Genomic DNA, 19,785 nt, shown 5'->3' with positions numbered 1-19,785 from the left:
TCCCATCACCCACCACTCACCCACCGCCTGCCAACGCTCACACACAACCACCGACGTCCCCCAAAAAAACAAGTAGGTTCCGCGAAGCAAAACCAATTCACTGTGCGGCGAACCCTGGCGCTGACCCTCACGGCTGCGACGTTGCTCGCTGGTTGTGGCAAGCCGAAAACCCAGGCGAAGAAGCTGCTCACCGTGAAGACGGCCCGCATCGCTGAGGCCACGTTCCAGCCGAGCATTGAAGCGATCAGTGTGCTGGAGTCCACGACCACGGTGTCGCTGAGGCCTGAAACCGATGGGCGTGTGGTGAAAGTGCTGGCCAGCGACGGTGAGCGCGTGAAGGCAGGGCAGCCAATCCTCGAGCTCGACAACGTGCAGCAGAGTGCTGCGCTCGACTCAGCAAAAGCCCAAGCACGCACCGACAAGCTCAACGCTGAGCGCTACGAATTCCTCTACCAAAACGGTGCCGCCTCAGCGAAACAGCGCGACCAATACGTCACCCAGGCGATCGCATCACGCGACCAGGCCCTCTCCGACGCCGCCACCCTCGGCTACAAGTTCGTGCGTTCGCCGATCGACGGGGTGGTGGGCGACCTGGACAGCGTGAAGCTGGGGGATTACGTGCAGACCGGCCAGGCGATCACCGGCATCGTGAACAACTCCACCCTCTGGACCCTGATGCAGATCCCCGCCACGCAATCAGGTGCCGTGAAAATCGGTCAAAAGGTGAAGGTGGCGTCGCAGACCAATCCGCCGGTCACAGGCGAAGGAACGGTGAGCTTCATCTCCCCCTACTTCGGCATCAGCGGCAGCACCAGCTCTCCCAACGCTTTGATGGTGAAGGCCACCTTCCCCAATCTCACCAACCAACTCAAGACCGGCCAGTTTGTGAAGAGCCAAATCATCGTGGGGAACAAACAAGCCCTGGCCGTGCCGGTGCAGGCCGTGTTCATGCAGGCGCAGCAACCCTTCGTTTACGTCACGGTTCCGGTGAGCAAGGCCCTGCCGAAGATCAAGGCCTCCGCCTCCGTGCCAGAGAAGCAGAAGAAAAAGCTCGAGAGCCTTCCCCCCAGCACTCAAATCGTGGTGCAAAAAGCAGTGGAACTTGGTGAATTGCAGAACAATTTCTATCCACTGAAGTCAGGCCTGAACAAGGGTGACACCGTCGTTGTGAGCAAAACAGCCCTGCTCAGCAACGGCATTCCTGTGAAGACCACGAACTGACCGTCCCATGGCCTTCTCCGACAACTTCATTAAGCGGCCGGTACTCACCACGGTCTGCAGCATCCTGATTGTGCTGATGGGCGTGATCGCGATCCCGACTCTGCCGATCGCCAATCTCCCCAACATCGCCCCGCCCCTGATCCAGGTCACCGCCAACTACAGCGGCGCCAATTCCCTGGTCACGGAACAGGCAGTCACCAATCCGCTCGAGCAGCAGATCAACGGTGCACCCGGAGCCTCTTACATCTACTCCACCAGCAACATGGAGGGGCAGAGCATCATCCAGGTCTACTTCGACGAGACCACTGACATCGACATCGACCAGGTGAACGTGCAGAACCGCGTGTCCCTGGCGATGCCCCAACTGCCCAGCCAGGTATCAGCCACGGGTGTCTCCGTGCAGCAGTCGACCCCCTCCATCCTGCTGGCCTATGAGGTGTCCTCAACCGAAGGACAATTCGACTCGGCCTATCTCAACGGCCTGGTGTACCAACAGCTCTATTACCCCCTGGAACGGGTTCCGGGCGTCGCCAACGTGAACATCCTGGGGGGAACCAATCCCGCCTACTGGCTGTTCATCGACCCCGACAAATTGGCAGCGAACAATCTCACCGCCAACCAGGTGGTGGATGCAGTCAAGGCTCAGAACACAACGGCGATCGGTGGTCTTGTGGGTGGGCCACCCGCAGCCGGCGATCAGGCCTACACCTACCCGTTGTTGGTGCAGAACAACGGCAATCTGCTCAGCCTGGAAGACTTCGAGAATCTGATCATCAGCCGCACGGAAACGGGGAATCTTCTTCTGCTCAAAGACGTGGGTGAGGTGCAATACGGCTTCAACAACTACACATCAGCGGCCGTGGATCGCTCGAGCCACGATGCAGTCTCTGTGGCGGTGTTTCAGACCCCGGAAAGCAACGCCCTGGATGTGGCGGATGCCGTGGTGAAACAAATTGACGCCTTTGCAGCGACGGCTCCACCTGGTGTGACCGTGTCGCAGGTGTACAACATTGGTCAATTCATCGAATCGTCCGTGGAGGGCGTCGTCGATGCCCTCGGCCTGGCGATCGTGCTGGTGCTGCTGATCCTTTTCCTCTTTCTGCAGAACTGGCGCGCCACGGTGGTGCCCAGCCTGGCGATCCCTATTTCCCTGGTGGGCACCTTCGCCTTCATCAAGGTGTTCGGATTCTCCATCAACCAACTCACCCTGCTTGGCCTCGTGCTGGCCACCGGTCTGGTGGTGGATGACGCCATCGTGGTGATTGAAGCGGTGTCGAAGAACATCGAATCCGGCATGAAGCCAAGGCAGGCCGCCCTGGCCTGTATGGGAGAGCTGTTCGGTGCCCTTGTGGCCACAGCGCTGGTGCTGATGGCGGTGTTTGTTCCTGTGGCGTTCTACCCAGGAAGCATCGGCATCATCTATCAGCAGTTCGCACTGACGATCGCTTTCTCAATCGCCATCTCCGCGTTTAACGCGCTCACGTTCTCGCCCATGTTGTCGGGCCTGATTCTCAAACCGGGACAGACCGCACCACCGAAAGGCTGGATCTGGCCAGTGGCCGGCGTGATTGTGGGTCTGGCCTTCGGGCGTTTCAGCTCAGCAGCCTTCGGCAACTGGACCTACGTGCTCGGCGTGGTGGTGGGCGGATTGGCAGGGGCGAATCTCTCCTTGATTTTCAGGGTGTTCAACACCAACTTCTCCCGGCTGCAGAACGGCTACTCCCGACTGATTCGCACGCTGATCAAGGCCAGACGCTGGGTGATGGTGACTCTGGCTGGCGGCATTGTGCTCACGCTTTTGGCCTTCACAGCCCTGCCCTCGGCGTTCATCCCCGATGAAGACCAGGGTTACCTGGCGGGCTTTTTCCAATTGCAGAACGGCGCATCGCTCAGCGAGACCCAAAGCTTGGCCAAGGAGATTGCAGCGGTCGTGAACGAGGAGGGCGATGTTCTGAACACCAGCGTGATCAGTGGTTACGGCTTCAACGGCTCCAGTCCCGACCAGGGCACGATCCTGATTGGTCTGAAACCGCTGAGTGAACGGCCGGGCGCGGTGAACAGTTCCTTCGCCATCGCTGATCGACTTAATGCCAAGCTCTCGGCCCTGAACAGCGGCTTGGCGGTGGTGGGACAACCGCCAGCGGTTCCAGGGTTCTCAGCCCAGGGTGGCTTCTACTTCCAGTTCAACGATCTCAGCGGTAATTACAGCTTCAATCAGCTCGATGATCAGGCGCAGACGCTGATCAAGGCCGGAAAAGCCAGTGGCAACTTCTCCAACCTTTACACCCAGTTCATTCCCAGTGCTCCAGCCTTCGGCCTGACGGTGGATCGCGCCGTGATGGGAGCCCTGAATGTGGATTACGAGGAGGCGATGAACACCATCGCCGTGCTGGCCGGTGGCTCCTACACAGGCCTCACCTATGAGGACGGCCAGGTGCGCAATGTGTACGTGCAGGCCGAAGCCGAACAACGCGACGACATTGAAAACATCCTCAGCTACTACGTGAAAAATCGCGATGGCGACATGATCCAGGTGTCGCAGTTCGCGTCATCGGAACTGTCGAGCGCTCCTCCGATCATCAGCCACTACAACCTCTATCGCACAGTGCTGATCCAGGGAGCCCAAGCGGTGGGCAAGAGCTCCGGGCAGGCCCTGAGTTCGATTCAGGCGCTGTTCAAGAAGGAGAACTTCAACAACATCGGCTATGCCTTCACCGGCCTTGCCGCCCTGCAACTCTCCGCCGGCAGCGCCAGTGTGCTCGTGTTCGGCTTCGGCATTCTGATCGTGTATCTGGTGCTGTCGGCCCAGTACGAGAGCTATGTCACTCCGGTGATCATTCTGATGACCGTGCCCCTAGCGATGCTTGGGGCCCTAGCGTTTCTGGCGATCCGCTCCATCGACCTCAACATTTACGCCCAGGTGGGTCTGGTGACCCTGATCGGTCTGGCGGCCAAAAACGGCATCTTGATTGTTGAAGTGGCGGAACAACACCTCGAAGAGGGCATGAGTGCCACCGATGCGGTGATCGCCTCAGCTGAATCGAGACTGCGGCCGATTCTGATGACGGCGATCGCGGCCCTTGCTGGCTTTCTGCCGCTGGTGGTCGCCAACGGCGCCGGTGCCCAAAGTCAGCAATCCCTGGGCACGGTGATCTTCGGCGGACTGGTGGTCGCCACCGTGCTCTCCCTCGGCGTGGTGCCGCCTTTCTACGTGGTGATTAAGGGACTAGAAGAACGCCTCTTCGGCAGCAAGCCAACGGATGGTGATGATGATGGATCCCTCGCCAGTGCCAGCTGACGCGGCGCACTGGACCTGGGAGCAGCCCGATGGATGCGGCCTTGATGTGGCCTGGCGCCGGCAGGGCCAAGGCCAAGACACCAGTGCATCGCCGGCTGTGGTGCTGGTGCATGGCTTCGGTGCCAGCAGCGGCCACTGGCGTCACACCATGCCGTCGCTGGCCGAACGAACCCCCACCTTCGCCCTTGATCTGATCGGCTTCGGCGGCAGCAGCCAGCCAAGGGCCGTGCTTCCCAGCGATCCCGATGCCCAGCGCCAGGCGCCAAGTGATGAAGCGCTTGTGTATGGGTTTGATCTCTGGGCTCAGCAGGTTGAGGCCTTTTGCAGGCAGATCGTGCAACGCCCTGTGCTGCTGGTGGGCAATTCCATTGGCGGTGTGGTGGTACTTCGCGCCGCCCAACGGCTGGGGGCGCACTGCAAGGGCGTGGTGCTGATCGACTGCGCCCAGCGCCTGATGGATGACAAGCAGCTGGCCAGCCAACCGGCCTGGATGGCCTGGATCCGGCCGTTTCTGAAAACCCTGGTGAGCCAGCGCTGGCTGAGCACGGCCCTGTTCCGCAACGCCGCCAGGCCCAGGGTGATCCGCAGCGTGCTCGGCCAGGCCTACCCCAGCGGAGCCAATGTGGACGACGACTTGGTTGACCTGCTGTACCGACCGACGCAGCGATCCGGAGCCGCCGAAGCCTTCCGGGGCTTCATCAACCTCTTTGATGACCACCTGGCTCCGGAGCTGCTGGCCAACCTGGAGCAGCCGGTGCACCTGATCTGGGGCGAACAGGATCCCTGGGAGCCGGTGGCGGAAGCCCAGGATTGGGCTGAGCGCTTTGCCTGCATTCAATCGCTCACAGTGCTGCCCTTGGTGGGACACTGTCCCCACGACGAAGCACCGGAGGCGGTGAACGCCCGGTTGCTGGAGATTCTCACGGCGCAGGGAGCATGAGCGACACCAGCACGCAGGCCCGCCTGGATCAACTGGCCGTCCACTGGAACGAAGCGGAGATCCCCCGGCCCTCTCTCGACCGTTGGCTCGCCCAGTTTGAAGCCGACGACCACAGCATCGCCCTGCGGCTGCTGGAGTGCATCGAGATGCACAGCTGGGCCAGGCTGCTGCGTGAATGCCGGCTGCTGCACCAACGGCTCTGCCGAGACCTGGCCGGCGATGGCTTTGATGTGGCCAGCTTCCGAGACATCGACATCACCCGCGCCTTCGTGTGCAAAAGCGGTGATCTGATTGCCTACGCCTACCGCAAGGCCAACCGCTTGCCGGTGACCTGTTTTCGCAGCATGGACGCACTGCTGGCCGATCCGCCGGCCGACCAGGACCGTCGAGCCCTGGTGGTGCTGGATGACTACATCGGCACCGGATCGCAGTTTCTGTTTCATTTCCTGGCCCGGCAACCGGCCCATCTCAACCTGCTGAAGCGCTACGCCAAGGTGCGGTTGGGGGCAATCGTGGTACACGATGATGCCCGGCAGAAATGGACATTGCTGCAACATCGCTGCTTCCGCGATGTGATGGCAATCGAAGAGCAAGAGCTGGCCTGCATCGATTTCTCCGGAGAACGGGAGCGTCTGATCACCGCCCTGGCCCAGCTCAACTGGAACGATTGCGGCTTGCTGGCCGCCCAAAAAGACTTTCCCGTGACCGCCCATCCGGGTCTCAGCCAAGAGGAACGGCTGGCTCTGCAGCACTTCCTGCGAAAGCAACAGCAAAAGGAAGGATCAGGCACCACCGAGTTTCTATTGGGTCACCACTCGTTCTTCTATGGCGCACCCAATGCCCTGGCGCGAGTGCTGCTCCCCCTGTTCAAACGGGTGGAGGACTTCACCGCCTACGACAGCAAGACTCTCGTTGGATTGCCTGCACCAATCATCGATTACGACATCGACAACCCGCAGGCCATCTCCTATCTCAGGTGAGCTGATTCAACAGAAGCATTGTTGACGCAAGGACCGATCCCAAGAGCCATGGAAGAACACAATCCAAAATCAATCCGGCACATTCCTCAACAGACGATTGAGATTATCCTCTGTGTTGTTCTTTTCTTCATCACCCTGGCACTCACTTGGCCAGGACTTAACCAGGCAGCTGGGTTAATCGGAGAGGAAAGCACCCGCGTATCCATCGCCGCTCAAATCGCTTCAACAGGAAATCTAGATCCTTACTGGTATGGCCATCCAGCAACACTGATTAATTATTTACTCGCACTGATCTACAAAGCTAGCTACGCATTAGACGGGCAAGCTTTTACACGAGAAACATACATCAAGGATCACGAGCAGCTCGTGACGCTTGGCCGCTTAATCTCTCGAATCATTGCAGCATTATGCGCCCCAATGATTTATCTGATGAGCCGAACAATTTTTCCAATTCGCTGGGCGCTTCTGGCAACAGCCATGACCATTTTTAATCCCCTTTTTATCACGCATTCTCATCGCGCCAGATCTGACCACCTGCTCACTCTCATCCTTCTCAGCTCAGGGCTGATCACAGCCTCAAAAGCATCGATCAAACAAAAGCTAATCCCACTCTCCATCCTCTCTGGCCTCGGGCTGACATTTAAATACCTAGCCGCTTCAGTTTTTGCCTCCACCCAGCTTCTCATTGGCCTAAGCTCATCACTGACTCGAAAGCAAAAGCTAGTCAATAGTCTCAAAAGCGTATCAATATTCGCTAGCACAATTCTTCTCACATCACCCTACTTATATCTGCGCTGGCAGACTGCCTACCTTCATTTCTCTGGAGAGGTCAACAAAAAATCAAACTGGGCCCCACTTGCCGCATTGAAAAAATTTCTACTTATTAATGCTTATGGCTACTCCGTGACCGGGATTCTTCTTCTCCTTGGACTCGCCCTCATGTTGCTCGCTCTGCAGCGCAGCAACTTCCAACAAGCTGTACGCAGATCACTGAATCCACATCGCTTCATAGGGATTGCAATCATTTATGCGCCCTTCATAGGCATCGGCTTTGCGGCGAGTACTTACAACTCAACATGGCTGACACCTGCACTCCCCTTCGTATCAGCTTGCATCACAGGCATTCTGAAAATCGGGGTTGACTCAACAGCAACCAAATCCAAGCGGGCTTTAAGAATAGTTTCCTTGATCACAATTGCGGCTATCGCCACCTCCCAGGCCAAAAAAACCTGGGCCATTCATCAACTGAGAGTACAAAATGGCTCCACTCGCAATGCAGAAGCATGGCTAAAATCTCAAGAAACATCTACCGTTCAAACGATTCTTTTTTTACATCCTAAGGATTCTCAAGATGCAGCAGGTGCGTTTCCAAGATTCAACCGCCAGCGCTATCAAGCTTTTATTGCTGCAGAGAATGGAATCATCCGAAGAATCTGCTCAAATTCACCTTATGACTGGATCAATGACAATCCCTCGAAACATCTTATTCATTGTGAATGCTTTCCGCAGCCTGTTTACAGCTCAAAATCTCACAAAACAATAGAAGAGCTTGTCCAAGAGTTTGACTTTGTTATTACATCTGAACGCTACCGAGAGAGTCTCCCAGAATCCACAGAAAAAGAAATTGTATTTTCAGCTCCCAGGAACATCGTGGCTTTAAATTACAGCAAATTTAATTTCCCTCAAGGTGATTCAGGTGCCTGGAAAACAATTATTGTTTATAGGCGATAATAAAATTATAGATTATTGATTTGGCGACCTCGATCAGCAGGCGACGTAAGCCTCCACCTGATCACTGAGGCGACGCAGACCGGCAAGTCCGTCACGCTCCAGGTTGCGAACCCGATCCCGGCTGATGCCGATCACGCGACCGATGCCTGTGAGGCTCATCGGCTCCTCGCCGTCCATCCCGTAACGCATCCGCAGCACACGCTCCTGCAGTTCTGGCAGCTGGCCCAGCAGATCTCTCAGGTCACCCTTCAGGCACTCACCTTCCACCTGCTCACTCGGCAGCTCTCCATCACCGGCCAATAAGTCCAGCAGCTCCGTGTCATCCCCATCGCCCACCTTCATCTCCAGGCTCACCGGCTGACGGGCACGGCACATCAGCTCCTTCACCTCGTCCTCGGGAAGCTCCACAAATGCCGCCAGCTCCGTCACTGATGGCGTCCGCCCTAAGTCCTGGCTCAGTTCACGCTGCCCTTTCTTCAGTTTGTTCAGCATCTCGGTGATGTGGATCGGCAGCCGGATCGTCCGGCTCTTCTCCGCAATCGCCCGCGTGATTCCCTGGCGGATCCACCAGTACGCATAGGTGCTGAATTTGTAGCCCCGTGTTGGGTCGAACTTCTCCACACCACGCACCAAACCAATCGTTCCCTCCTGGATCAGATCCAGCAGCTCCATGTTCCGCTTGGTGTATTTCTTGGCCACGCTCACCACCAGGCGCAGATTCGCCGCCACCATCCGCTCTTTAGCGCGGCGGCCCGCCTGCAGCTTGCGCTTCAGTTGCACCGCGCTCAATCCCGCTGCTTTGGCCAGCTCCGCTGCAGGCACGGCTTCTCCACCGCGCTTCTCCTGCAGCTCTGCTTCTGTGGCCTCAAGCTCCATCAGCTCCTGCACCTGACGGCCCAAGGTGATCTCCTGCTGATGGCTCAGCAACGGCACCCGGCCGATGTCGCGCAGATAGGAACGCACCAGGTCGACATCCGTGCTGGATGAACGAGAGGCCATCGACTTGGTCGGAGCACTCTTGGTGGGCTGCTGACTACTGGAAGCCGACTTAACGGACAGCGCAGGAATGGTGATTGAAGCTGCGGCGAGGGGGGGAGCCATATCGCTTCTTTGAGTTGTGTGAAGCGTACTCCTAAGAAACGTAAACGAGCTCTCAGAAAAGAGCTGCAGCCAAGAAATGAGCAGAAATACCTGTGGACTGAAGCAGCTGGGGCATATGCACGAGCAACCACTGCGCTGTTTGCAGATAGATCAGAGTCCCCACCACATCGGTGCAGGTGGTGATGAAGGGCGTGGACATCAAGGCCGGATCCAGCCCCATCCGATCGAACAGCAGTGGGAAACCGGCTCCGGCCGTGGCCGCCAGGGTGGTAATGGCCAGAAGGCTGGTGCCCACAGACAGACCCACCAGCGGACTCTCCCCTCGCCACCAGGCAAAGGGCACCACCAGGATCATCATCAGCACTCCCAGCAAGAATCCTGCCGTGGCCTCACGCACCACAGCCTTGATGCGCCCGAGGGAGGCGATGCTCTGGGTGCTCAGACCGCGGATCACCACAGTGGAGCTCTGAGCGCCCACATTGCCGCCGGTGCCCGCCAGCAAGGGAATGAATGCCGCCAGTAGCACCACCTCCTTGAGCACCTGCTCGTTGAGAGCAATCACTTCCGATGTGAAGAAGCTGGCCACCACGAGCACCGAGAGCCACACCACCCGGCGGCGGGCCACGGTGAACAGATTGCTCTGGAAATAATCGTCTTCGTCGCCGGCTTCCACAGCGCCGGCGGCGTAGAGGTCGCGGGTGGCCTCCTGTTCGATCACATCGATCACGTCATCCACGGTGACGATCCCCACCAAGCGTCGCTCCCGATCCACCACCGGCACCGCCAGAAAGTCGTAGCGCTGAATCGCCCTGGCCACGTCTTCCTGATCTGTATCGGTGCCCACGCTCACCACCTCCCGGGTCATCACATCACCGATCCGGTCTTCAGGGTCGGCTGTGACCAGATCACGCAGGGACAGGATGCCCGTGAGATGTCGCTCTCCATCAGTGACGTAGAGGCTGTAGATCGTTTCGGTCTGACGCGCCCGCCGGCGCACGATCGTGAGCGCCTGGGCCGCACTGTGAAACTCCTTGAGATCGATGTATTCCGTCGTCATCAGACGGCCGGCGGTCTCCGGGGCGTACCCCAGCAGCTGAGCCGTGACTTTGCGCTCCGCCGGGCTGAGCTCCGCCAGCAGACGGCGCACCACCTTGGCGGGGAGTTCATCGAACAACCGAACCCGGTCGTCCGGAGACATCTCCTCGACCAGCTCCAACACCTCGCCGGAGCGCAGCCGTTCCAACAGGCTCTGCTGCACCGCTGGATCGAGATACTCGTACACCTCGATCGCTTCATCTTTGCTGAGCAACCGAAAAGCCAAAGCCTGAAGGGTGCGCGGCAGGCTGCCGATCGCTTCGGCGACGTCCACGGGCTGCACGGGCGCCAACAGCATCTTGACGCCGTCGTAATTGCCCACGCTGAGCATGGATTCCAACTGGCGGGTCACCACCTCCGCTAGCACCGGTGCTTGATCCATGCCCCGTGCCCAGCAATCCCAAGTGTATGTCGGTTCCGGAGGGTTATCGTCTGCGCCGAATGCTTCGTTCCGCCATGGCTCCCAGCGTCAGCAACGTGTCCGTCCGTACCCCCGACGGCAGTGAAAAATCCCTCGGCAGCTATGCAGGCCAAGTGCTGCTGATCGTGAATGTGGCCAGCCGATGCGGATTCACCAAGCAGTACGCCGGTCTGCAGACCCTGCAGGACACCTTCGGACCCCGCGGCCTGCGAGTGCTGGGCTTCCCCTGCAACGATTTCGGCGCCCAGGAGCCCGGCACCCTGGATGAGATCAAGAGCTTCTGTTCCACCACCTACGGCGCCAGCTTCGAGCTGTTCGACAAGGTGCACGCCACCGGCAGCACCACCGAGCCTTACACCACCCTCAACCAAACCGAGCCGGCCGGTGATGTGGCTTGGAATTTCGAAAAGTTCCTAGTGGGCAAGGACGGCACGGTGCTGGCCCGCTTCAAGAGCGGTGTGGCCCCTGAGGACGCCGAACTCAGCGCTGCGATTGAGGCGGCTCTGCAGGCCTGAGCCAGCGGACGCTGACGCTGCGGCCAAGCCCAAGCCCAAGGGCTGCGCCACCCAGGCCCAGCCCGAGGGTGGCGCCGATCAGACCGATCGCGGCTGTGGGCTGCCCCGCTGCGATCAGACTGACGCAATCCACCATCCAGCTGCTGAAGGTGGTGAGCGATCCACAGAAGCCAATCCCGATCAGCAGCTGCAGCCGCGGCCGGTAGGGAAGCCCAAGCAGTAACCCCAGCACCAGAGATCCGAGCACATTGGCCAGCAGGTTGCGATCGGGTGCCAGCACAGACAGCTGCCAGCGCAAGAGAGCACCGGGAATGGCACCCAAGGCCACCAGCAGCAATTCCTGAATCTCCTGCCGTGCCGTGGGCTGGAATTGTTCAGCCATCAGCCAAACCCAGGCCGTAGCCACCAGAGGCCACCAACAGACCGGCCAGCACCGACCCGGCCGTGAGCAACAGCGCTTCTCCCCACTGGCGAGCGCGCAGGGTGACCAGCACCTCCACAGCAAAGGTGGAGAAGGTGCTGAGGCTGCCAAAGAAACCAACGCCGATCAGCAGAATCAACGACGACGTCGAGCCAGGAGGTTCGCAGCGGCCGGACGTCTGCAAACCGAGCACCAGCCCCAAGGCGAAGGCCGCCACCAGATTCACCAGGAAGGTGCCCCAGTGCTTGCGCGGCACCATCGGCTCGAAGTGATTCACCACCCGCAGGCGCAACCAGGCCCCGGGGACGGCACCTAAACCCACAAGGAGCGCCTGGGAGGGAACGATGTCAGCCATGAATCCAACCGCGTTGCCGGTCAGTCCCTCCAGGGAAGGCCGGATGGGACGCCACCTGCACTTGAATCCAATCGCGACCATCGGCGCTGCGCCAGTGACGCAACAATTGCAATGGGGTGCCAATCTCCAGACGACGCAGGGCTGGAGCCGATAAGCCAGGCCCGGCTTGAAGCAGACAATCACTGCCACTGAGTAAGGGCCCTTCGCCATCCTGACGGCGGATCTGGGGCAGACGCCGTTCGGCTCCACCGGCCGGTAAGGCCGCAGGACCCAGCAAGGCCACACCCAGCAGCCAGCCCCAGCGGAGCACGGAGGTAGCGGAACGGGGCATCAGATGTCGAGGGCCGCCATATCGAGCTCGGCGCTGTGGGTTTCGATGAATTCGCGGCGCGGGGCCACCTTGTCACCCATCAGGATCGTGAAGATGCGGTCGGCCTCGAGTGCATCTTCAATCTCCACCCGTTTCATGGTGCGGGTGGTGGGATCCATCGTGGTTTCCCAAAGCTGCTGGGGCATCATTTCACCAAGGCCCTTAAAACGCTGGATGTTGTAGTTGGCTTTCTCGCCAAATCCTTCCAGGGTTTTCTGAAGCTCCGATTCGTTGTAGCAATAAGTGTGATTCTTACCGCGCTCCACCTTGTAGAGGGGCGGGCAGGCGATGTAGATGTAACCACCTTCCACCAGTTCTTTCTGATAGCGGTAGAAGAACGTGAGCAACAAGGTGCGGATGTGGGCACCATCCACATCCGCGTCGGTCATGATCACGACGCGGTGATAGCGAAGGTTTTTAACATCGAAATCTTCTCCCTTAATCCCCAGGCCAAGGGCCGTGATCAGAGCCTGAATCTCCGTGTTCTTGTAGATCTTGGCGTCATCGGTTTTCTCAATATTGAGAATCTTTCCGCGCAGAGGCAGGATTGCCTGGAAGCGTCGATTGCGGCCCTGTTTGGCTGAGCCACCAGCCGAATCTCCCTCCACGATGTAGATCTCAGATTCGCTGGGATCGCGGGAGCTGCAATCAGCAAGTTTGCCGGGCAAGGTTGAACTCTCCAGCACGCTCTTGCGCCGCACCAGCTCACGGGCGCGTCGGGCGGCTTCGGCAGCATTGAAGGCCTGGATCGCCTTCTCCAGGATCATGTCGATCACACCCGGGTTGAACTCCAGGTACTGACTCAGGGACTCGCCCACCAGGCTGTCCACGATGCCGCGCACTTCGGTATTGCCGAGCTTGGTTTTGGTCTGCCCCTCAAACTCCGGCTCGGGCACTTTCACCGACAGCACGGCCGTGAGGCCCTCGCGGATGTTTTCACCGGCGAGGTTGGAATCCGACTCCTTGCGCTTGCCGCGCTTTTTGGCGAACGTGTTGAGCGTGCGGGTGAGCACGGTTTTTAACCCCTCAATGTGTGTGCCCCCGTCCACGGTGCGGATGTTGTTGGCAAAGCCCAGGATGCTGTCGGAATAGGCATCCACACACCACTGCAGCGCCGCCTCAACAGACACCCCGTCTTTCTCGGCATTCACATAGATGATCTCGGGATGAAGGGGATCCTTCTCCGCATTCATATAAGCGACGTATTCCTTGATGCCGCCCTCATAGAAATAGATCTCTTCGTGAGGGTTGCCTTCGGCATCGCGAGCGCTCTCGCGCTCGTCACGAAACACGATGCGCACCCCGCCATTGAGATAGGCCAGCTCACGCAGGCGAGCCGAAAGGGTGGCGTAATCAAAAACAATGCCGACGGTGAAAATCTGAACGTCAGGCTTGAAGCACACGCTGGTGCCGGTGAGGCCTTCCTCGTCTGCCGGCTGGGGCTCGGAGACCAGGCTGCCGATCGGAGCGCCGCGCTCAAAGCGCTGACGGTGCACCTGGCCCTGACGGCGCACGGTGACTTCCACCCATTCACTGAGGGCGTTGACCACCGACACGCCCACCCCGTGCAGGCCGCCGGACACCTTGTAACCACCGGCGCCGAATTTGCCGCCGGCATGGAGCACGGTGAGCACGGTTTCCAGAGCGCTCTTGCCGGTGCGGGGGTGGACGTCCGTGGGGATCCCGCGTCCATTGTCGGTGACGGAGGCGGAGCCGTCCTCCCCAAGCACCACCTTGATCTCCGTGCAATGCCCAGCGAGGGCCTCGTCCACCGAGTTGTCCACCACCTCATACACCAGGTGGTGAAGTCCACGCGGCCCTGTGGAGCCGATGTACATGCCCGGGCGCTTGCGGACGGGCTCAAGGCCCTCGAGCACCTGAATCTGTTCGGCACCGTAGGCCGCTTGAACTTTCGCGGCTTCGCTCATGCGATTTAGGTCGGCCAGGCTTCCTGTCAGGCTGAATCTACCACCGGCGTGCCAGAGGCGCTCACAGAGGCCTCTGAGGCGTCATTTTTCCTGGGGGTGCACCCCCTTTGATGTGCGATGCCTCACACCAGCCCTGAGACGGAGGCCCGAAACAACAGCAATGCCCCCCTCGTGGTGGTGCTGCTCGGCCCCACCGCCAGCGGCAAAACCGCCCTCGCTCTAGAGCTGGCCGAGCGCTTCGCCCTGGACATCATCAATGTGGATTCCAGGCAGCTCTACCGGGAGATGAGCATTGGCACCGCCAAGCCCAGCCCGGAGCAACAGGCCCGCATCTGCCACCATCTGCTCGACCTGCGCGATCCCGACCAACCGATCACTTTGCAGGAATTTCAGCAGGAAGCGCTGCAGGCCGTGAACCACAGCCTGGCCACCCGCGGCGCCGCCTTTCTGGTGGGCGGCAGCGGCCTTTATCTCAAAGCGCTCACCGGCGGCCTGCGTCCCCCCGCCGTGGCGCCCCAGCCGGCGCTGCGCCGGCAATTGGCACACCTGGGGCAACCGCTGTGCCACCAGCTGCTAACGCGCGCTGATCCTGAGGCGGCCGTGCGCATTGCCAGCGCTGATGCGGTGCGCACCCAACGCGCCCTGGAGGTGCTCTATGCCACGGGAGCGCCGATGAGCGGCCAGACCAGTGCCAGCCCGCCGCCCTGGCGCGTGCTGGAGCTGGGACTCAATCCCGCCAACCTGCGCCAGCGCATCAGTGAACGCACCCAGGCGCTGTACAACCAGGGATTGGTGGAAGAAACCCGCCATCTGCGCGAGCGCTACGGCGCAGACCTGCCCCTTCTGCAGACCATTGGCTATGGCGAGGCCCTGCACGTGCTCGACGGCACGCTCAGCCTTCAAGCAGCGATCGCCCAAACCACCCGGCGCACCCAGCAATTCGCCAAACGCCAACGCACCTGGTTCCGGCGCCAGCACCAGCCCCAGTGGTTGCCCGATGACAATCCCCTGAGTGAAGCCGGACGCCTGATCGAGGCGGGTCTAGGGTGAAGAATGCAACCGCGGCGGGTTCTCTTTCCAACGGCCCGCGGCCCCTTTCCTCACTGAATGCCACCACGTCCCCGTTTTGACCGCCGTGCTCCCGTCCGGGAGCTCCCCAACATCAACGACCGCATCAGCTACCCCCAGCTTCGGGTGGTGGATGCCGACGGCACCCAGTTAGGGGTCATCGACCGGGAGAAAGCGCTGGAGGTGGCGCAGGAACGGGAGCTCGATCTGGTGCTGGTCAGCGAAAAGGCCGATCCGCCGGTGTGCCGGATCATGGATTACGGCAAATACAAGTTCGAACAGGAGAAAAAGGCCAAGGAGGCCAAGAAGAAATCGCACCAGACCGAAGTCAAAGAGGTCAAGATGCGTTACAAGATCGATCAACACGATTACGACGTGCGGATCGGTCAGGCCCAGCGTTTCCTCAAAGCGGGCGACAAGGTGAAGTGCACCGTGATCTTCCGCGGCCGGGAGATTCAGCACACAGCGCTGGCGGAAACCCTGCTGCGCCGGATGGCCAAGGATCTTGAAGAGCCGGCTGAGATCCAGCAGCCCCCGAAACGGGAAGGCCGCAACATGATCATGTTCCTGACACCGCGGAAGACGCCGCTGGTGAAAAAGGACGACAAGGAGGAGAGCGCCACTCGGGCCGTGCGCACGATCACGGCGCCGCCCCGGCCCACCGCCGCCCGGCTTGCGAGCAAGCCCGCGGGCAACGGCTAACCCTGTCGATACAGGATCTCGAACAGCAAGGCCAGTGGGAACAGGCCTGGTTGCTGCTCAAGCAGCAATGGCTAGCCAAGGGATGTTGCACGGCCGATCACTGGCATCAGGCCGGACGCTTGCTGCAGCGTCTTGGCCGTCAAGCGCAAGCGCGACGGGCTTACCAACGGGTCCTGGAGCTCGAGCCCCAACGTCCACGCACCTTCAGCAACCTGGTGCTGCTGGAACTGGATGCGCTCCAGGCGGATGCGGCCAATCATTGGCTGCAACGGGGTCTGGCGTTACCAGACCTGAATGATGCCGATGCCGAACTGCTGCATGCAGCGGGATGCGACCTGCGCCTGTTTCAGCGCCGTCCATCAGAAGCTCTGGATCTCTGCAACCGGCAGCTACAACGACAGCCTTCGGTGACAGCCTTAGCCAACCGTGCCCTGTGCCTCCAGCAGCTCGGCCGCAAACCTGAGGCCATTCACAGCCAGGAGCAGGCCCTGCGGCTGCATCTGCAGCTTCAGGCACCCGAACTTGCCTCACAACCCTTCGAGCAGCTGGTGGGAACGCCCTGCCGGGATCTGGAGGCTTCGATTCAGCTGCAACGGCAATTGCTCAATCTGGGCATCTACCGCCTGCAGGCGGACGGCTTCGACCAAGCGGCACAGACGCTTCTGCTCGCAGGCCTCAGCAACGAGCGAGCCGCGTTTCTCGACCATCGGCGTCAAGCGACGTTGTGGAAGGGAGAGCTCTGCCAGCGGCTGATCCTCTGGGATGACCAGGGTTTCGGTGACGCCTTGCAAAGCGTGGGCTGGGTGTCTGCTGCGGCCCAGCGTTGCCAGCACCTGGAGCTGCAGGTGCGCCCTGCTCTGATCCCTTTGCTCGAGCAACGACTGCATCGCGAGCAGAACGTGACCATCAGCCCCTTGAACGGGGCACAACCTCCCTGGGGGGCCGCCGACAGCAGACAACTGGCACTGTTTTATCTGCCCTTTGTTCTCAAGCGATGGACGCCGGCCTCCCCCCCGCGGCTGGGCTATCTCAAGCGCTTGCGCACTGATCACAGCAAGCGGCCTCGCATCGGGCTGCTCTGGAACGCCGGGCGACACCGCACGCCAAGAGCAGAACGCAACGCACGGATCAGGGATGTTCCTTTCGATCAACTCTGGTCTGACTTGGGGGACCTACTCAACGCAGACAACCTCGATCTGGTGAGCCTGCAACTGGACCAGGACAACCGTGATGCCGTGGACCAATGCACAGGGGGGGCGATGGCCTGGCCCCTGGCATCACCCTGCTGGCTGCAAACGGCACGGGTGATGGACAACCTGGATGCGGTGATCTGCGTGGACACCTCCATCGCCCATCTGGCCGGTGCCATGGGAGTGCCAACCCTGCTGATGCTGGGCGATCCCTGTGACTGGCGCTGGGGAGCTGATGGGGACGCGACATTTCTCTACAGCGCGATGAGGCTAGTGCGCTGCCCATCACCAGGGGCCTGGAAACCCATGCTCGAGGCTGCCCGTTCCCACTTGATCGCCCTTCTCAGGCAGCGCGGAACGGCGTAAAAGCAAACTCCAACCCGAAGAATCACGGCCAAGAACTTGGGCCAGTTGCATCTCGCTACAGCTCATATCGAGCCCAGGAGCCGTGCGCACAAACAGAAGCAAAACCAGTCTAGAACGTATTCGTTACGCTACAGCCGCAAAATCGTTACGGAAACGCGTCAATAATGTTGCATCTCCGGATGAATGCACATCCGGAAAAACTGGCATAGGGACACAGACCACCCAGGCAATTGTCACCAAGCCTTCCTGTCCTTAGGGTGGCCGCATTCCGACCTGGCCCACCGGCGTGCGATTCCACATTCAGCAGGAAAGCGACATCCCGGCGTCGACCCAGCTCTACAACCAGATCTGCTTCGCGATCGCGGCCCGGCACTACCCCCCTGGGCATCGCCTGCCCAGCACCCGGCAGCTGGCCATGCAGACCGGCCTGCACCGCAACACCATCAGCAAGGTGTACCGCCAGCTGGAAACCGATGGTGTGGTGGAAGCCATGGCCGGCTCGGGCATCTACGTGCGCGACCAGCAGAAGCCCCGGGAGATCCGCACACCGATGAGCCCGCGCAACCGGGGGGTGACCGACCTCGACCGGGAAGTGCGCAAATGCGTGGACGGATTGCTGAACGCCGGCTGCACTCTTCAACAAACCCGTGATCTGCTCACCCGGGAAATCGACTGGCGCCTGCGCTGCGGTGCCCGGGTGCTGGTCAGCACCCCCCGAGAAGACATCGGCGCCTCGATGCTGATCGCCGAGGAACTGGAACCCTGCCTGGACGTGCCGGTGGAAGTGGTGCCAATGGAGGAACTTGAAAGCGTGCTGGAGAGCGCCAGCAACGGCACGGTGGTGACCAGCCGCTATTTCCTGCAGCCGGTGGAGGAACTCGCCAAACAGCACGGAGTGCGGGCCGTGGCGGTGGACCTCAACGACTTCCGCGCTGAACTGGCCATGCTCAAGGAGCTGCGGGGCGGCAGCGTGGTGGGTCTGGTAAGCATCAGCCCCGGCATCCTGCGGGCGGCTGAGGTGATCCTGCACAGCATGCGCGGCAACGAGCTGCTGCTGATGACCGCCACCCCCGATGTGAACAGCCGCTTGCTCGCCCTACTGCGGGCCTCCAGCCATGTGCTCTGCGACCGTCCCAGCCTGCCGCTGGTGGAACAGAGCCTGCGTCAGAACCGCTCACAACTGATGCGCATGCCCCAGGTGCACTGCGCCGAGAGCTACCTGAGCGCCGACACCATCGAACTGCTGCGCAAGGAAATCGGCCTGCAAACCGCCTGATGGCGTTCAACTGCCACAATGGCGCCGACTAGCGCTGAGGGCGCGGCGGACAGGCATGTTGAAGCACATCCGCGCCGACCTGGCGATCATCCGCGAGCGGGATCCAGCGGCCCGTGGCCCGCTGGAAATTTTGCTGTGTTACCCGGGCTTTCAAGCCCTGAGCCTGCACCGGCTCAGCCATCGGCTCTGGCGCTCCAGGCTCCCCTTGAAGCTGGCAGCCCGCCTGCTCAGCCAACTCGGCCGCAATCTCACCGGTGTGGAGATCCATCCCGGCGCCAGGATCGGCCATGGCGTGTTCATCGACCACGGCATGGGCGTGGTGATCGGCGAAACCGCCGAAGTGGGTGACCGCTGCCTTCTGTACCAAGGGGTGACCCTGGGGGGCACGGGCAAAGACCACGGCAAACGCCATCCCACCCTGGCCAACAACGTGGTGATCGGCGCCGGTGCCAAGGTGCTAGGCGCGATCAAAGTGGGCGCCAACACCCGAATCGGCGCTGGATCGGTGGTGGTGCGCGACGTGGAAGCCGATTGCACGGTGGTGGGAATTCCCGGACGCGTAATCCACCAAAGCGGCGTGCGCATCAACCCTCTCGCCCACTCCGCGCTTCCGGATGCGGAAGCGAATGTGATCCGCAACCTGATGGAGCGGATCGATCAGCTCGAGGGGCAAGTGCGAAGCCTGCAGGACAATCTCCGCACCATGGCCGCCGCCAGCGGTCGCCCCCTGCGAGAAGTGCGCACCGGCAAAGCCCAGAATCTCAAGGACCGGGAGATCCTCGAGTTCCTGGGGGATTAAAAGAGGCT

At 60.5% G+C, this 19,785-nt stretch carries 17 protein-coding genes; 11 read left to right on the top strand and 6 right to left on the bottom strand.

What is annotated here, in order from left to right:
* The first annotated feature begins 102 nt into the window (after window positions 1-102).
* The 5 genes from SynPROS71_RS00865 to SynPROS71_RS00845 are packed head-to-tail and all read left to right on the top strand — an operon-like array spanning window position 103 to window position 8,170.
* The gene (locus tag SynPROS71_RS00865; RefSeq protein ID WP_186596041.1) at window positions 103-1,221 is read left to right on the top strand and encodes an efflux RND transporter periplasmic adaptor subunit; all 1,119 of its coding nucleotides are present in this window, start codon (window positions 103-105) and stop codon (window positions 1,219-1,221) included.
* 7 nt (window positions 1,222-1,228) lie between these two features.
* Window positions 1,229-4,519, top strand: a complete 3,291-nt coding sequence (locus tag SynPROS71_RS00860; protein WP_186596039.1) for an efflux RND transporter permease subunit — start codon at window positions 1,229-1,231, stop codon at window positions 4,517-4,519.
* The gene (locus SynPROS71_RS00855) at window positions 4,494-5,459 is read left to right on the top strand and encodes an alpha/beta fold hydrolase (protein ID WP_186596037.1); all 966 of its coding nucleotides are present in this window, start codon (window positions 4,494-4,496) and stop codon (window positions 5,457-5,459) included. The genes SynPROS71_RS00860 and SynPROS71_RS00855 overlap by 26 nt, the downstream gene beginning before the upstream one ends.
* Window positions 5,456-6,439 (top strand): hypothetical protein, encoded by a 984-nt coding sequence (locus SynPROS71_RS00850; protein ID WP_186596035.1) that lies wholly within the window; start codon window positions 5,456-5,458, stop codon window positions 6,437-6,439. The genes SynPROS71_RS00855 and SynPROS71_RS00850 overlap by 4 nt, the downstream gene beginning before the upstream one ends.
* 21 nt (window positions 6,440-6,460) lie before the next feature.
* The gene (locus SynPROS71_RS00845; RefSeq protein WP_186596033.1) at window positions 6,461-8,170 is read left to right on the top strand and encodes a glycosyltransferase family 39 protein; all 1,710 of its coding nucleotides are present in this window, start codon (window positions 6,461-6,463) and stop codon (window positions 8,168-8,170) included.
* Between the two features lie 33 nt (window positions 8,171-8,203).
* On the opposite strand, the gene SynPROS71_RS00840 is transcribed toward SynPROS71_RS00845, so the two are convergent.
* Both SynPROS71_RS00840 and mgtE read right to left on the bottom strand, forming a co-directional pair.
* Window positions 8,204-9,169: an RpoD/SigA family RNA polymerase sigma factor gene (locus SynPROS71_RS00840; protein ID WP_186597792.1), complete on the bottom strand. Its 966-nt coding sequence runs from the start codon at window positions 9,167-9,169 to the stop codon at window positions 8,204-8,206.
* Between the two features lie 154 nt (window positions 9,170-9,323).
* Entirely contained in the window at window positions 9,324-10,748 is a 1,425-nt protein-coding gene (gene mgtE / locus SynPROS71_RS00835; RefSeq protein ID WP_186596031.1) for a magnesium transporter, read from the bottom strand.
* 74 nt (window positions 10,749-10,822) lie between these two features.
* Between mgtE and SynPROS71_RS00830 the strand changes: the two genes are divergently transcribed.
* On the top strand, window positions 10,823-11,302 hold the full coding sequence (locus SynPROS71_RS00830) for a glutathione peroxidase (RefSeq protein ID WP_186596030.1): 480 nt from the start codon (window positions 10,823-10,825) through the stop codon (window positions 11,300-11,302).
* Here the strand turns inward: SynPROS71_RS00830 and SynPROS71_RS00825 are convergent.
* Genes SynPROS71_RS00825 through gyrB form a run of 4 tightly spaced genes read right to left on the bottom strand, consistent with a single transcriptional unit; the run spans window position 11,268 to window position 14,376 of the window.
* Window positions 11,268-11,684: a CrcB family protein gene (locus tag SynPROS71_RS00825; protein WP_186597791.1), complete on the bottom strand. Its 417-nt coding sequence runs from the start codon at window positions 11,682-11,684 to the stop codon at window positions 11,268-11,270. The two genes, SynPROS71_RS00830 and SynPROS71_RS00825, sit on opposite strands and share 35 nt — an antisense overlap.
* Window positions 11,677-12,078, bottom strand: coding sequence for a CrcB family protein (locus SynPROS71_RS00820; RefSeq protein WP_186596029.1), 402 nt, complete (start codon window positions 12,076-12,078; stop codon window positions 11,677-11,679). The genes SynPROS71_RS00825 and SynPROS71_RS00820 overlap by 8 nt, the downstream gene beginning before the upstream one ends.
* Window positions 12,071-12,409: an SH3 domain-containing protein gene (locus SynPROS71_RS00815; protein WP_186596028.1), complete on the bottom strand. Its 339-nt coding sequence runs from the start codon at window positions 12,407-12,409 to the stop codon at window positions 12,071-12,073. The genes SynPROS71_RS00820 and SynPROS71_RS00815 overlap by 8 nt, the downstream gene beginning before the upstream one ends.
* A complete protein-coding gene (gene gyrB, locus SynPROS71_RS00810; RefSeq protein WP_186596027.1) occupies window positions 12,409-14,376 on the bottom strand; it encodes a DNA topoisomerase (ATP-hydrolyzing) subunit B in 1,968 nt (655 codons plus the stop codon). Before gyrB ends, SynPROS71_RS00815 begins: the two co-directional genes overlap by 1 nt.
* A 117-nt stretch (window positions 14,377-14,493) precedes the next feature.
* On the opposite strand from gyrB, the gene miaA reads away from it, so the two are divergent.
* From miaA to cysE, 5 genes are all read left to right on the top strand, one after another.
* Entirely contained in the window at window positions 14,494-15,426 is a 933-nt protein-coding gene (miaA, locus tag SynPROS71_RS00805) for a tRNA (adenosine(37)-N6)-dimethylallyltransferase MiaA (protein WP_186596026.1), read from the top strand.
* 57 nt (window positions 15,427-15,483) lie between these two features.
* Complete coding sequence (gene infC / locus SynPROS71_RS00800; protein WP_186596025.1) at window positions 15,484-16,146, top strand: translation initiation factor IF-3; 663 nt, start codon at window positions 15,484-15,486, stop codon at window positions 16,144-16,146.
* A 50-nt stretch (window positions 16,147-16,196) separates the two neighbouring features.
* Entirely contained in the window at window positions 16,197-17,702 is a 1,506-nt protein-coding gene (locus SynPROS71_RS00795; protein ID WP_186596023.1) for a tetratricopeptide repeat protein, read from the top strand.
* Window positions 17,703-17,988: 286 nt separating this feature from the next.
* Window positions 17,989-18,978, top strand: a complete 990-nt coding sequence (locus tag SynPROS71_RS00790) for a GntR family transcriptional regulator (RefSeq protein WP_186596021.1) — start codon at window positions 17,989-17,991, stop codon at window positions 18,976-18,978.
* A gap of 55 nt (window positions 18,979-19,033) precedes the next feature.
* The gene (gene cysE, locus SynPROS71_RS00785; RefSeq protein ID WP_186596020.1) at window positions 19,034-19,777 is read left to right on the top strand and encodes a serine O-acetyltransferase; all 744 of its coding nucleotides are present in this window, start codon (window positions 19,034-19,036) and stop codon (window positions 19,775-19,777) included.
* Window positions 19,778-19,785 lie beyond the last annotated feature (8 nt).

Source organism: Synechococcus sp. PROS-7-1 (genome assembly GCF_014279795.1).
Taxonomy (GTDB): Bacteria; Cyanobacteriota; Cyanobacteriia; order PCC-6307; family Cyanobiaceae; genus Synechococcus_C.
The sequence above is the reverse complement of the archived record's forward strand: the minus strand, read 5'-3'. Positions and strand labels throughout refer to the sequence as shown.

Bases quoted from the DNA above. Each gene is read 5' to 3' on its own strand.
- SynPROS71_RS00860 (WP_186596039.1), top strand. From the start codon at position 1,229: ATGGCCTTCTCCGACAACTTCATTAAGCGGCCGGTACTCACCACGGTC.
- SynPROS71_RS00855 (WP_186596037.1), top strand. From the start codon at position 4,494: ATGGATCCCTCGCCAGTGCCAGCTGACGCGGCGCACTGGACCTGGGAG.
- SynPROS71_RS00850 (WP_186596035.1), top strand. From the start codon at position 5,456: ATGAGCGACACCAGCACGCAGGCCCGCCTGGATCAACTGGCCGTCCAC.
- SynPROS71_RS00840 (WP_186597792.1), bottom strand. From the start codon at position 9,169: ATGGCCTCTCGTTCATCCAGCACGGATGTCGACCTGGTGCGTTCCTAT.
- mgtE (WP_186596031.1), bottom strand. From the start codon at position 10,748: ATGGATCAAGCACCGGTGCTAGCGGAGGTGGTGACCCGCCAGTTGGAA.
- SynPROS71_RS00830 (WP_186596030.1), top strand. From the start codon at position 10,823: ATGGCTCCCAGCGTCAGCAACGTGTCCGTCCGTACCCCCGACGGCAGT.
- SynPROS71_RS00825 (WP_186597791.1), bottom strand. From the start codon at position 11,684: ATGGCTGAACAATTCCAGCCCACGGCACGGCAGGAGATTCAGGAATTG.
- SynPROS71_RS00820 (WP_186596029.1), bottom strand. From the start codon at position 12,078: ATGGCTGACATCGTTCCCTCCCAGGCGCTCCTTGTGGGTTTAGGTGCC.
- SynPROS71_RS00815 (WP_186596028.1), bottom strand. From the start codon at position 12,409: ATGCCCCGTTCCGCTACCTCCGTGCTCCGCTGGGGCTGGCTGCTGGGT.
- gyrB (WP_186596027.1), bottom strand. From the start codon at position 14,376: ATGAGCGAAGCCGCGAAAGTTCAAGCGGCCTACGGTGCCGAACAGATT.
- miaA (WP_186596026.1), top strand. From the start codon at position 14,494: ATGCCTCACACCAGCCCTGAGACGGAGGCCCGAAACAACAGCAATGCC.
- infC (WP_186596025.1), top strand. From the start codon at position 15,484: ATGCCACCACGTCCCCGTTTTGACCGCCGTGCTCCCGTCCGGGAGCTC.
- cysE (WP_186596020.1), top strand. From the start codon at position 19,034: ATGTTGAAGCACATCCGCGCCGACCTGGCGATCATCCGCGAGCGGGAT.